This is a genomic window from Halocatena marina, assembly GCF_023276375.1.
Taxonomy (GTDB): Archaea; Halobacteriota; Halobacteria; order Halobacteriales; family Haloarculaceae; genus Halocatena; species Halocatena marina.
Map to the genome: position 1 here is coordinate 762,630 of NZ_JALLPK010000001.1, position 12,942 is coordinate 775,571.

Below are 12,942 nucleotides of genomic sequence, written 5' to 3' on the forward strand. Positions count from 1 at the left end.
GGTGCGGTGTGCGTATATTAGTTCGCCGCTAGCGGGATTCCACCGCGAATACACCAATGAACTGAAACTATCTCGATGACGTTGACTACCAATAATCGTTCCAGTATACTGGCCAATGTGGCTCCGGCACAGAGATCGAGACGGCATATGTTGCCGGTTGTGAAAGAGACGTTTATTAAGTTGGAAGAAAACATCCTGTCATGCCATCCTATAATCGACGCGAATTTCTAACAGCGGTTGGAATGGCGGGGCTTGCGAGCACTGCCGGTTGTATCACGAGTGATACCGAGGGTAGTGACAAAAACACTGGGACTGACAAATCGAGTGGAGATAAGAGCGGTGGCAGCGGTGGAAACCAGCTCACGTGGGACGCTGGGGGTACTGGCGGCACGTACTATCCGCTATCGAATCAGTTCAAGGATATCGTCCAGTCGAATACGAAGTACTCGTTGCAAGTTCGATCGACGGGTGCGAGCGTCGAAAACGTCGGTAGTCTCGCTTCCGGTAAAGCAGACTTCGCGCTGATTCAGAACGATGTTGCCTATTTTGCACACAAAGGAACCGGAATCAAGGAATTCGAAGGCAACAGTGTTCCTGACCTTCGGGGCGTTGCAACACTCTATCCCGAAACGATACAAGTCATCGCGCAAGGAGGAAGCAATATCTCCTCGATAACGGATCTCCAAGGAGCGACGATCAACACCGGCGACCTCGGCAGCGGGACACAGGTCGACGCCAAGCAGATCCTGAAAGCGGTCGGAATCAACGATTACAACGAGCAGAACGCGAGCTTTTCGCAAGCAGCCGAACAGATTCAGAACGGCGACATCGACGCAGCGTTCATCGTCGGCGGTTGGCCGGTTGGTGCGATCGAGGATCTTGCAACGAACACGAACATCACGATCGTCCCGATCGAAGGGAATGCACGCAAGAAAGTCCTCAACTCGGGATCGTACTTCGCCGAGGACAAAATCCCCGGTGGGACGTACAGTGGAATACAGAATCCGGTCCCGACCGTTGCTGTCCAGGCGATGATCGCCACCGTCAAACAGACTCCCAAGCAGGCCGTCCAAGACGTTACAGCCGCGATCTTCGACAACCTCGATAAGGTTAGCAACAAACAGGAATTCATCTCCGTAGACTCCGCACAAGACGGTATGTCCATTCCCCTCCATCCGGGTGCGAAGGCGTACTTCGGAAAGACGGGAACGAGCAGTGGAAACAACAGTCTCAACTGAGCGCAACGTGTTCCGGAACGGCACACAGCACGGGTCATACGAGCCATCTGATCGCTTTCGGACAGACGAACACGAACACGAATACGAATGCGAGTCCGGACCTGAGCGCTACACTCGAATGCGCACGGGAGTATGAGACCGGAACAAGCGACACGTGCTCGCAGATTCGGTGTCTGGATCGTGGTCGTTTGTCTAGTCGTGCTCATCGCAGGCGCTGTCGCAGCGGCCACCCCAGCCGATCGCGTGCTCGTCGTTTCGGATGCAAAAACAGGAGAGCAGCTCCGCAGTATGCCGGTCGAAAATGGAACTGTCGTCGCAATCGAGTACACCCACAGCGTCGAGAAATCACGCGTTCTCGACGTGTACGCTGTACAGGGTGATCGTCTTGTAATGACACGCATGGAGTTCGAGACCTACGGCTGGGGCTTACCCGCAGCTGTCCCAGTCTCGACCGACAACGAAACGTTCGCCTTCGATCCGGCCTTTGCGAGCGACGAATTCGTAGTCAAGCCCGGCCGAATCGCTGGTCATACGCTTCATGTCCGAAACAGCACGTACGATCTCGTAGCGCTCTCCGATGCGCGTGCGGTTCGACTCTCTGTCGAACGGAGATCGGCACTGAGAGCTGCGCTCGACGCGCTCGATAATCACACTAACACTATCTCATCCCATCAAATCTGATATGAGTACACTACCGACTGATGAGGCCGATCGCCTCTCCGAGGAAGAACAACAGGAACTGATCGACGAACTCGAACGACGCCGATCACCACGAGGAATCGCTTCGCTCGTTGTCATCATCACCGCAATCGCCTTTTCGGCGTTCCAGATGTGGCTCGCTGCTCGGGGATTCATCTTTGCCGTCACGATACCGGGCATCGGTCAGATCAAGCTTGCGGCCCTACAGCTGTTGCAAGTCAACGCTATTCACGTGATCTTTGCGCTGTTGTTGGCGTTTCTCCTCTATCCACCGTCGACGGGGAACGGGCCGGTTGCACGACGTCTCGGACGCGTCGTCCCGGCGCTCGAACGTCGCTTCGGGGCCAAGAATCCAGTAACACGAACAATGCGAGGAGTACGCAGTATCGTCCGCTGGCTGTTCATGGACCCCAACCGCGAGCGGGTAACACCAGTTGATATCGTCTGTATGGGCATTGCAATCCTCGCAGGACTGTATATGCTCACGTCGTTCGACGAAATCCGGCAAATACGCGTCCTCGGGATCGATTCTGCCCGAACAATTGGCGAGTTCGTCCCGGCGCTCGCGCCGGTTGTCGACGTGATCTCGTCGCTCGGAATCGCGCTTGATACGATGTCCGTCGCCTTTCTCCTCGGTGCGGCTGGCGTGCTCCTCGTGCTTGAGGCAACCCGGAGATCGCTCGGAATCTATCTCACGCTGATCGTCGTCACATTCATCGTCTACGCAAAGTACGGGTATCTGATTCCGTCTGACGGAATCATCAGCACGCCATTCGGTTTCGGGATCATCGTCCCTTACATCGACATCCTCTGGATTCAACCCGGCGACTGGGGAACGATCATTCAGAACTTCTGGTACAACACTGAAAACGGCGTTTTCGGTATTCCCGTAACCGTATCAGTACAGTTCATCTACATCTTCATTCTCTTCGGGGCGTTTCTCGAAATGAGCGGGGCTGGTCAGTGGTTTATCGACTTTGCGTACGCCGTCACTGGTAAGCGAAAAGGTGGCCCAGCGAAGGCGAGTGTGCTCTCCTCAGGCTTCATGGGAGCCATCTCTGGTTCGTCGATCGCAAACACCGTAACGACGGGTGCGTTCACGATTCCGCTCATGAAGCGCTCTGGCTATCGATCGGAGTTCGCTGGTGCAGTCGAAGCCTCCGCGTCTTCTGGCGGACAGATCCTCCCACCAGTGATGGGCGCAGCGGCCTTTCTGATCGTCGAGTACACCACAACGCCGTACGCTAACGTCATCGCTGCTGCTGCCGTGCCAGCCATCGTGTTCTTCTTTGGCGTCTGGGTGATGGTCCATCTCGAAGCCTCGAAGGCAGGTATCACACAGATAGATGAATCCAGTGCTATCGCGTTACGACCACACCTCAGAAAAGGATGGTTCTACCTCCTACCGATTACAGCACTGCTCTACTACCTGATTATCGCACGACTATCCGTCGCTCGTTCTGCGTGGTTTTCGATCGTCGCGATCATCGCAGTCATCGCGGTCGTCGCCGTCTACAACGACCGCACCAAACGACCCCTCTTTGCAGGAATCGTCGGTCTGTTCCTCCTCGAATTCATCGCCAACCTCCTCGTTGGAACCGGTCTCGCTGGTCTCTTACTCGGAAGTGGTGGCTCCGGCCAATCTGTCTATCCAGCACTCGCTGCCGCTGCCGAGAAACTCGGAACGATCGCCATTACTATAAGTGCTGTGACACTTCTTGTTCGACCATCCCTCGATACGCCGTGGCTCGACTACGACGAGGCTGTCGACGAGGGTGGCGAGGCGACCGCGGACGCACTCAGTCGACCGTCGCTCTCAGAGAACAACGCATACCGGTTCGGTGCGTTCGTGCTTCGATCGATGGAGCACGGTGCTCGAACAGCAACTCCTGTCGTCATCGCTGTCGCAGCCGTCGGTATCGTCCCGGGCGTACTTAGCGCGACGGGACTTGCTCCGAACCTCACGACGTTCATCAAGACGCTCGCGGGTGGATCGCTCGTCTTGTTACTCATCATTACGGCCATTGCAGCGATCATTCTCGGGATGGGTGTGCCGACGACCGCGACGTATATTCTGCTCGCAGCGGTGCTCGCACCAGCGATCATCGAAAGCAGCTCAATGCCACTTCTCGCAGCACATCTGTTCATTCTTTATTTCGGTGTGATTGCAGATATTACACCCCCTGTTGCTGTCGCTGCCTATGCGGCGTCTGGAATTGCCAAGTCTGATCCGTTCTCGACGGGGGTCGAAGCATTCTCGCTGTCACTCAACAAGGCAATCGTCCCCTTCGCGTTCGCGCTCACGCCCGGTCTCCTCCTGCTGCGACCCACTGAAAATGGCGAGGCGCACATCATCGGACTCGCCGATGTCCTTGACTTCGGGTATTTCGTGCCCGAGGTAGCGATTCCGATCATCTGTCTGTTCACTGGTGTGCTTGCGCTCGGGCCAACGATCATCGGATACTTCTATACGGACGTCTCCCCCAGCGGACGAGCGTTGTTCGCGCTCACAGCGCTCTTGCTGATGACACCGCTGGCGCTGTTCAACTTGTCCACGACGCTATTCGACGTTCTGACCCCGTTCGCGGTGATAACCCCGCCATTCACCGAGCTCGCGCTCCGTGCCGTCGGAGCAGTGCTATTCATTGCGCTTGTGCTACAGAATCGCCGGAGCGCCGAAGAGCACGGATCCATCTCAACCCCAGAATCCACGACGGACTGAGCATCTTCTAGGTATCCGATTGTTGTTCTTGCTTTTGCTCTTGCTCTCGAAGATCGCTACCGGTGCCCGATCATTCGGAGAAGAACTCAGCTATCGGTTCTCTCTGTTCGTCGACGTTCAACGCTGGGGCGTGTCCACAGTCGACTTCGACCGTTCGAGCGGTTGGTTGGTGTTCGAGCATTGCTTCGAGCGGTTCACGCGGGAGAATCTTCGAATCCGTACCGTAAACGATGCAGATAGCCGCAGAAATCGATTCCCAGACCGTCCACGGATCTCCCGACGCATCTTCATCGAGTGATTCGATGATCCGTGGATCGTAGGCAGGGGTGATCCGTCCGTCGTCGGTACGCCGTGCGGACGTAACGGTGAATCGTCGCCACTCCGAATCCGTCATTTCGCTGAAAAATGGTCCGTACGTCTCTCTGTAGTATGCTTCCAGTTCGGTGACTGTGCTTACGGTTGGCGGATGAGGAACGTATTTGATGATCCGACCGAGCGCCTCCTCATCAGCGTCCTGTACTGGGTCAGGACTAATGTCGTTCACAACGAGGTGCGTAATGCGGTCGGCGAGCGGCCCCCCGGCGAGTGCCATACCGAGTCCACCGCCCATAGAGGTCCCGATCCAACGGATCGATTCGAGATCAAGCACGTCACAGAATTCGGTTAGCAGCTCAACCATCGCTTGGTTCGAATACCCCGCTGGATCACCGTACCATTCGCTCAATCCGCGTCCGGGAAGGTCCGGGCAGAGAACGCGATACGTATCGGAGAGACTGCGAGCGATTGGATCAAAATCACGCCCGACGCGTGACAGTCCGTGTGCACATACCACTGGTGGTGCGGTTTCGTCTCCCCACTCTGAGTAATGAAGCTCGGTGCCATCGACCGTGACGAATCGATGTTCCATACTGGCTACTATATCCAGACGTGTAGAAATAATCTCGGCTATTTCGTCTTGGGTTTGTGCGGTTCCTTTGGAAACTATCAGTGCTATCTGTTTGTCATACACTATGTTATTTTGATGAAATTAGTCGCTTGCCTCCGTCTCAAGGTATAATAGTCATGCTCTAATTGATTCATATACACGTGAGTAACACTGATACGTGGAGTCCAATCTTCACACGGTTAGCACTGGGGATCGTTATGATTGTTCACGGGGCTGGGAAGTTGTTCGGAGCCGGGCCGTCTGCGATGCCAATTTCGGATTTTGCGGGAGCCATCGCCGGTATCGGCTTCCCGGCTGCTTCGGTCCTCGCGTGGCTCGCTGCGCTTATCGAGTTCGGTGGCGGGATACTCGTGTTGGTCGGTCTGTTCACACGGTACGCCGCGCTCGGAATCGCACTCAATATGCTCATCGCAACGGCTTTCGTTCATCTTCCGAACGGATTCTCGAACTCGGGAGGGGGGTACGAGTACACCCTCGTGCTCTTGTTGCTGGCGCTGGCTCTCGTCGTGAGTGGCTCGGGAAAACTCTCAGTCACTCAGATTTTCTTCGATGGAGAACCCGACTGGCCGCTGTCTGCAGGCAGCTGAATGAGGCGCTGTGTGTATGTCGAAAAATAGCAGATGAGACGATCTACGCTGCTGTTTCCTCTGTCTCGGATGTAGACGGCCGTTCCCGATCTGTGCCGTGTCTCCGATCGTCAAAGCGGTCGTCAATGAATTCGTCGAGGTAGGTGGGATCATAGCTGTACGGGACTGTCCCTGTCTTTCCGGGGCGGGCGGCCCACGTCGATGTGAAGATGATCCGGTCGTAGATCGGTGCGCGGAGGAATCGATTCAGTTCCTCTGAACCATTCTCGAACGTCTGTTGATCCAGTTGCTTGACTCGATACAGGTCGTTCTCAGTAACGCCAATGAACGTGAACTGATGGTTGACGTACTCGTTTCGAACTTCACTAAGACTCTGGAACGGCTCAGTGCTCGTCCCATCGTAGCTGATGTTGGCCGCTGGTACCGAGATGTCTCGGAGATACCAGCCAGTTCCTGGGATTGAGCTCGAATTTCCGTTGACAGCGTAGTCGGTCGTTTGTCGGAACGCGATGAGAACCTCCTGACCGCTGTACGATGAGAGATCGAACGATTCGTTGACCCACTCGCCGCCGGTATCACCGGTGAATCCTGGTCGATTCTCGGCGATCGGAGGGTAGGCGCTATCAGGCGAAGCAAGGTAATCGCTCGTGTTCTCGTTCGACAGCGAGGTCCACGTCTCGCCACCGTCAGTCGAGACCTGCACGAATCCGTAGTCCCAGCCCCGCTCAATGTCGTAGTACGTATCGAACGTCAACGTCGGCGACTCGGTACCGCGGAGATCTGCTTCAATGACCGCGAAGTTGTCCGTGAGGTCGCCTTCGTTGCCCCATAGCACAGTATCACCTGAGTTCGAACTCGTACCGTTCCCCGGGGCAGAGACGGTATCCCATGCTGTCGGCTTGAAATCGATACCGTCAGCGCTGAATGTGACCATTGGCTCTCGATCGGGAGTGAGTGTGTTGTACGAACTCCCCCATGCCGCAGTACGGTTGTTCGTCCCACTCGTATTCACGTTCAGGTCGATCTCTTCGAACTGATACCGAGATGGTCTCGGCCGCAACGGATCGTCCAAGCTATCGAGGACGAGTGCCGTCGAAAAGTCCTGATGCAGGCTGTAAAAATCAGTTCCTGTTTGTTCTTCTTGAAGTGTGTTTTCGACGCTCACAATGCCGTTGTCCTGATCACGGACGAGATTTTTAATAAACGAATCACCGTATCGTTGATCCAAATACATCTGGAACAATCCGGCAACGCCGTAATCTGCGAGGATGTTGAGTTCCCCTTGATCGCCCCATTCGACGAGCGAGTTTCCGGGATGTTCCTCAAAGGCGTTGACGTGTCCCTCAGGCATTCCGTAGCCAGCGGCGTACTCTGCATACTCTGAGAGTCCTTCGTTGACCCACGATAGCTCATCGGCATCACGGTCACTGTGGATCAAATGCTGGAATTCATGCGTGAGCGTTCCTTCAATGGCGGTAGCGCTCCCATTCTCATCAGATCGCCACGGAGCATCTTTCGGACCAAGTCGATTGTCCCAATTGTATGCGTCCATGGTGAGAACGTTACGATCTGTGTAGTCTTCGATGACCGATGAGTAGAACCCGGCGGTATAGAGTGGATAGCTCTCGTTGAAGTAGTTCTTATCACGAATGTTATCTACGAGGACTATATTCCGGCTCTTGTTATCTGATGATTGGTAGTAGTTCTCCGGGACGACACCATCTTGAGAGAGTTCTGCATCAGTCCCGTAGCGCTTATCTGGTTCTCCGAAGAGTTCCACGTCTGATTGATAGATGTTATTTTCGAACTCTTCGGCAAGATAATCGACCTGCGCATCCGTCATATTTGGATTCTCTCGGGAGTCGTTTGTCGGCCACGAGAGATTGTCTGCAACCCAGATAGCTCCATGCTCGCTGTAGGCTCGGAGTGTATATTCTTTGATATAATACTGTCCTGTGTCGTAGTTCAGTGCGGGGAAAACTTTTGTTGTCCCGATTGCTGGACGGGAATTTTTAGCCTCAATATCCCGCGAACTGGGACTGCCAATCGTCTCCGGAACAGACGATCGATCGAGCGTAAAATTTTGTAACTCACTTGATCTCACTTCTCTCGGTTGATATTCCTGAGGGTTGTCATTCTCATTAGTTGTCTCATTTTCCTCCGTCGAAGTTTGCGTTATGTCTGTCTCTTGAGAGATTGATTTTGTTGTATCTTCATCTGTTAATTCTATCTGAGAGGTTGCGATGGCCGGAGCACCAACCCATGCAACTGAGCCGGATAGTACGACCAACGCCGTCACGAAGATCGGTAGAATCCTCATAGCGGTATCCATCTCAAATCAAAGAAGATATTTATAATCATCCCTCTTTTATATTAGGTTTATCCAACAATTTAGGTATATTGATGTGTATTTGAGATATGAAAATGCACGATGTTCAAGATCGGTTATGATTACTATCGTGGGAGAAATTCCAAAAATTCGAACATCGGTTTTGGACGAATGAGCACACGATTATGTGTTTGACAGATGGCTTCGTGGTCATTGAACATCGTTTCATCACTCTACTGGCGTTGTGCGGGTCGCGGTAGCTTTGAATGAGATGATCACGTTATTACCCGCTTCGAGGTCGAATTCCACGAGAGTATCACGGGTAATAAGTGTCGTGACTGGTGTCTTGGCCCCGATATCGACGACAACACGGGCAATTGACTCGCCACGATCTATTTCTGTCGCTGTCCCGTGAAACCGATTACGCGCGCTCATCCCAGCCGTCGATGGCACATCATCAGGCGTATGGAGTGTAATAGCGTCGGCTCGAAGCACTACCTGTACTCGATCAGCAGGCTCTGTAATCAGTGCACGTACCGTCCCGGCAGCCGTTTTGACAGTCGCTAGCTCGGCCTTGTGGTCGATTACGACACCAGAGAGAACGGTCTCTTCGACAGCAGCAGTGCCAGCGTACGCTGTTCGTAGCCGCTCAAAGCGTGTGAGTAGATCATGGGCGTTCGCTGTGAGTTCACTCCCGCCACCGTCAACGCCGCCCCGCTGGCGCTCAACAAGTGGTCCCAGTGCCTGTTCGAGGGTCTTGATTCGCTTGTGAGCACGCGAAAAAGAGCGATTGAGCGAATCGGCAGCAGCGTTGAGTGACTGCTGTTCCTCAACAGCGCGCAACAGCGCCGCATCCGCTTTCTCGAACGACACTCCTTTGGCCCGCAATCGCGCTTCGAACCCTGCATCCATATGTTGGCATCACTCTTCGAACGGGAAAACCTTTATGTCGAATTCGAAATAACGGTTCGTTACGTCCATGAGGAAACAACGCTCTGTACCGTATTCGCGCCGGGGATTTCTACAAGCGGTCGGTGGAGCAGGAATCGTCCTGACGGCGGGTTGTCTGACAGAAGGTGGTGCTGGGAATAGCACTGCTAACCGATCTACTCCAATCTCGATTCTCGCGGCGGGCAGCCTCAACAACGCGTTGTTGAACGGCTTAGAGCCGGTCGTTGACGCGTCGGTGCAGATCGAAACGCATGGATCGGCCCACGTTGCTCGGATGATCGATGAAGGATTGCGGGATCCTGACATTGTTGTGGTCGCAGATACTGCGCTGTTCGATGGGCCACTCACTCCATCTTGGTACTCGATCTTCACGAGCAACGCCATCGTGATCGCGTACAACGAAGAGACAGAAGAGGGACAACGCCTCGCTGCTGACCCAGATGAGTGGTATACAGTACTAGCCAGTGACGAGATTGCTCTCGGCCGGAGCGATCCAAAGCTAGATCCGTTGGGGTATCGGGCGTTGTTCATGCTCGAACTCGCCTCGCGGTACTACGATACCGAAGATCTCGTCTCAAAGCTCCTTCAACGAGACCAGATTTATCCTGAATCATCGCTGATCAGTCGTTTCGAAACAGGCTCGGTTGATGCAGTGATCGCCTATCGGAACATGGCGGTTGAGCGTGGCTATGCGTTTATTGACCTTCCAAACCAGATTGATCTCAGCAGTCCAGAACACGTCGATGAATGGTACTCAACAGTCTCGTATTCGTTACCAAACGGAAAAAAGGTGCAAGGCGAGTGTGTCAGCTACGGTTCAACGATTCGTACGATGAGTGACGCCGCGCTCGATGTCTTCAATGTCCTCACTACGGGTGCGTATCTCAAACAACACGGGTTCATTTTACGCGACACGTTCCCGGCTCACAAGGGAGATACTCCACAACACGTCGAAAAAGAGGTGAATGGTGGTCATTCCGACAGTAAAAACCCTACTGCGATGTTTCAGGTATAAACACACAGGTAGAACGTAATATATACTCCAATATATGAATACGCGACATACACGGTTGCACGGTGGATCATCGCTCGACTGGCTTACTGTGGCGCTCGTTCTCGGTTGCGTGCTACTTCTGTATTATCTCGTACCGTTAGTATCGCTGTTCTTTTCTGTTCCGGTGGGGGATGTAATCGTTCGCTTAAACGATCCGACGGTGGTGAACGTAGCAACGACATCGTTGCTGGGTGCATCGATCAGCACGAGCTTTGCGATGGCGTTCGGTTTGCCGTTAGCTTATTGGATCGCACGCGCAGAAACCCGTTGGAAGAGTGTTGTAACCGCGATTGTGGTGCTCCCGCTCGTTCTCCCTCCAACAGTAAGTGGCATCATCCTGCGTACTCTGTTCGGTCCAAATACGATGATCGGAGACTGGGCCGCCGCCGCCGGAATTCAGACGTGGCGCTCTCTTGCTGGCATCGTGCTTGCCCAGACGTTCGTTGCGTCGCCGTTCGTCGTCGTCACTTCGATGGCTGCATTCGAAGGTGTGGATCGGACGCTCGAACACGCCTCGCGGTCGCTCGGAAAAAGTCGCCTGACAACGATGCGACGCATCACGCTCCCGCTCGCTCTGCCGGGAATTGTCGCAGGGATGACCCTTGCATTCGCTCGTGCGATGGGCGAATTCGGTGCGACCATGATGATGGCCTATTATCCACGGACGATGCCGATTCAAATCTGGCGGGCGTTTCGGGAGCTTGGTTTGGACAATGCCTACCCGATTGCGATACTTCTCGTGCTCATTTCGGTTGCAGTGCTCATAATTCTCAACACCGTTGCATCGAATCCATGGAGGTAGTCTCGCGCTATGCTTGTCCTTAGTGACCTCGTGAAATCGCACGACGTGTTTGAGCTCGGCCCGATCAACCTCACTGTTGAAGATGAGGTCGTCTCCGTCCTTGGACCGTCGGGCGGTGGAAAGACAACACTACTCTCGGCTATCGCGGGGATTAGCGACATCAATGCCGGAACGGTCGTTCTCAATGATGCTGATCTCACCGAGTCCCCTCCAGAAAAGCGAGGCATCGTTCTCGTTTTTCAAGATGGAGCACTGTTCCCACACATGACTGCCTGGGAGAATATTAACTACGCCGCGACGTCTCCCGAGCGTGTCGATGTGCTTGCTGAAACGCTCGAAATCACCGCTATCTTGGGCCAGAAAGCGTCGACGCTTTCTGGAGGCGAGCGTCAGCGTGTCGCACTCGCACGGTCGATCGCTGCTGATCCTGCTGCACTGTTGCTTGATGAGCCACTTGCGAACCTCGATGCTCCGATCAGACGCCGATTGCGCCATGAACTGCGCGATCTGCTTGCTTCACTTGATATTCCCGTCGTCTACGTCACTCACGATCAGCACGAGGCAAGCATTATTGGCGACCGACTAGCTGTCATCGAAAGTGGAACGATACACCAACTTGGGACTCCAACTGAGGTGTTCATGCGCCCAAAGACTCCGTTCGTCGCGTCGTTCACCGGAAGCGTCAATCTGTTTCAAGCACGAGTCGATGAGACTGCACTTGTATGGGGAGACCGGCGGATCGAATGTCCCGCACACGAATACGATGTCGATCAAGATGTCTGGTTCTGCATTCGCCCTGAATACGTCACGATCGCTGATGATACAACCAACACGAACGTCTTTCTGGGACGGATCGAACGGCGAGTTTTCCAAGGTGATGATTATCTCGTTACTGTCTCCCCTGATGGAATGGATGAGACGGTAGAACTCAAACTGGCTCCTCTCGCCTATAATCAGCTACAAATTGAGACGCGCGAACAAATGCACATCTCGTTCGAAAGGGATGCTATCCACATAATCGAGAACGCGCCCCGCGAACAATAAACATTAATATATCTTGTACACATACATGATGTAATAGAGACAATAATTGATTAATATATATGATGTATTTGAGGTAAACTGAGTCAAGGTGTGATACATCTGGTATCGCGCTGGTAGTGAATGGAAGATTTTGATGTTACGAGCTGGATGATAGTCATTAAGTTATTGCTGGTGTTCATCCACTCAATTCGAATCAGTTCTTGTGATTAGGACCTGCTTTCAGCAAAGTGTGGACGAAACATCCTCAATCGAATACAATCTACGGGTAAATTTTTCTACAACATGGTGATACACCGGGACGAAGAATAGAATCATGAATGGGGGAACGATCATTCGTACTACCGGCTCGAAATTCATGATGCTATTCGAGATAGAAATGATTCATTGAAGAGATATTAGATGGAACTATCACTTTGATGAAGGTAGCGTCTCGGGCTAGCTCGTGTTGGCCCTGTCTTGGAATTATTGCTCTTCGATGAAGTGTTCACAGTCACATTTCGATGTCTGAAAATTTTCCTCGTCCACGGGCTGTCGGTAGTAGCTGTTCGCTTCTTCGTCGGTTGGATTCAT

Annotated in this window: 10 protein-coding genes; 7 read left to right on the plus strand and 3 right to left on the minus strand. The window is 53.4% G+C overall.

Annotation, left to right across the window (positions count from 1 at the left end; all coding sequences use genetic code 11):
- Nucleotides 1-200 precede the first annotated feature (200 nt).
- The 3 genes from MW898_RS03735 to MW898_RS03745 all read left to right on the plus strand — a co-directional run bounded on the left by MW898_RS03735 (nt 201) and on the right by MW898_RS03745 (nt 4,659).
- Nucleotides 201-1,238 carry a TAXI family TRAP transporter solute-binding subunit gene (locus MW898_RS03735; protein ID WP_248904662.1) on the plus strand — a complete coding sequence of 346 codons (1,038 nt, stop codon included), beginning with the start codon at nt 201-203 and terminating at the stop codon, nt 1,236-1,238.
- Between the two features lie 132 nt (nt 1,239-1,370).
- Nucleotides 1,371-1,919, plus strand: coding sequence for a DUF1850 domain-containing protein (locus tag MW898_RS03740; RefSeq protein WP_248904664.1), 549 nt, complete (start codon nt 1,371-1,373; stop codon nt 1,917-1,919).
- A gap of 1 nt (nt 1,920) precedes the next feature.
- Complete coding sequence (locus MW898_RS03745; RefSeq protein ID WP_248904667.1) at nt 1,921-4,659, plus strand: TRAP transporter permease; 2,739 nt, start codon at nt 1,921-1,923, stop codon at nt 4,657-4,659.
- A gap of 70 nt (nt 4,660-4,729) precedes the next feature.
- Here MW898_RS03745 and MW898_RS03750 read toward each other — a convergent pair whose 3' ends face one another.
- Nucleotides 4,730-5,566 carry an alpha/beta fold hydrolase gene (locus MW898_RS03750; protein WP_248904669.1) on the minus strand — a complete coding sequence of 279 codons (837 nt, stop codon included), beginning with the start codon at nt 5,564-5,566 and terminating at the stop codon, nt 4,730-4,732.
- Nucleotides 5,567-5,745: 179 nt separating this feature from the next.
- On the opposite strand from MW898_RS03750, the gene MW898_RS03755 reads away from it, so the two are divergent.
- Nucleotides 5,746-6,192, plus strand: a complete 447-nt coding sequence (locus MW898_RS03755; protein ID WP_248904671.1) for a DoxX family protein — start codon at nt 5,746-5,748, stop codon at nt 6,190-6,192.
- A gap of 43 nt (nt 6,193-6,235) precedes the next feature.
- On the opposite strand, the gene MW898_RS03760 is transcribed toward MW898_RS03755, so the two are convergent.
- Both MW898_RS03760 and MW898_RS03765 read right to left on the minus strand, forming a co-directional pair.
- Entirely contained in the window at nt 6,236-8,512 is a 2,277-nt protein-coding gene (locus MW898_RS03760; RefSeq protein WP_248904673.1) for a M6 family metallopeptidase, read from the minus strand.
- 237 nt (nt 8,513-8,749) lie between these two features.
- Nucleotides 8,750-9,433, minus strand: a complete 684-nt coding sequence (locus MW898_RS03765; protein ID WP_248904675.1) for a TOBE domain-containing protein — start codon at nt 9,431-9,433, stop codon at nt 8,750-8,752.
- Nucleotides 9,434-9,500: 67 nt separating this feature from the next.
- Between MW898_RS03765 and MW898_RS03770 the strand changes: the two genes are divergently transcribed.
- Genes MW898_RS03770 through MW898_RS03780 form a run of 3 tightly spaced genes read left to right on the plus strand, consistent with a single transcriptional unit; the run spans nt 9,501 to nt 12,372 of the window.
- On the plus strand, nt 9,501-10,487 hold the full coding sequence (locus MW898_RS03770) for an extracellular solute-binding protein (RefSeq protein WP_248904677.1): 987 nt from the start codon (nt 9,501-9,503) through the stop codon (nt 10,485-10,487).
- Nucleotides 10,488-10,521: 34 nt separating this feature from the next.
- Nucleotides 10,522-11,328, plus strand: a complete 807-nt coding sequence (locus MW898_RS03775) for a molybdate ABC transporter permease subunit (protein WP_248904678.1) — start codon at nt 10,522-10,524, stop codon at nt 11,326-11,328.
- A gap of 9 nt (nt 11,329-11,337) precedes the next feature.
- Nucleotides 11,338-12,372 (plus strand): ABC transporter ATP-binding protein, encoded by a 1,035-nt coding sequence (locus MW898_RS03780; protein ID WP_248904679.1) that lies wholly within the window; start codon nt 11,338-11,340, stop codon nt 12,370-12,372.
- Nucleotides 12,373-12,942 lie beyond the last annotated feature (570 nt).

Coding starts and splice junctions, on each gene's coding strand:
- MW898_RS03735 (WP_248904662.1), top strand. CDS start 201: ATGCCATCCTATAATCGACGCGAATTTCTAACAGCGGTTGGAATGGCG.
- MW898_RS03740 (WP_248904664.1), top strand. CDS start 1,371: ATGAGACCGGAACAAGCGACACGTGCTCGCAGATTCGGTGTCTGGATC.
- MW898_RS03745 (WP_248904667.1), top strand. CDS start 1,921: ATGAGTACACTACCGACTGATGAGGCCGATCGCCTCTCCGAGGAAGAA.
- MW898_RS03770 (WP_248904677.1), top strand. CDS start 9,501: ATGAGGAAACAACGCTCTGTACCGTATTCGCGCCGGGGATTTCTACAA.
- MW898_RS03760 (WP_248904673.1), bottom strand. CDS start 8,512: ATGAGGATTCTACCGATCTTCGTGACGGCGTTGGTCGTACTATCCGGC.
- MW898_RS03765 (WP_248904675.1), bottom strand. CDS start 9,433: ATGGATGCAGGGTTCGAAGCGCGATTGCGGGCCAAAGGAGTGTCGTTC.
- MW898_RS03780 (WP_248904679.1), top strand. CDS start 11,338: ATGCTTGTCCTTAGTGACCTCGTGAAATCGCACGACGTGTTTGAGCTC.
- MW898_RS03750 (WP_248904669.1), bottom strand. CDS start 5,566: ATGGAACATCGATTCGTCACGGTCGATGGCACCGAGCTTCATTACTCA.
- MW898_RS03775 (WP_248904678.1), top strand. CDS start 10,522: ATGAATACGCGACATACACGGTTGCACGGTGGATCATCGCTCGACTGG.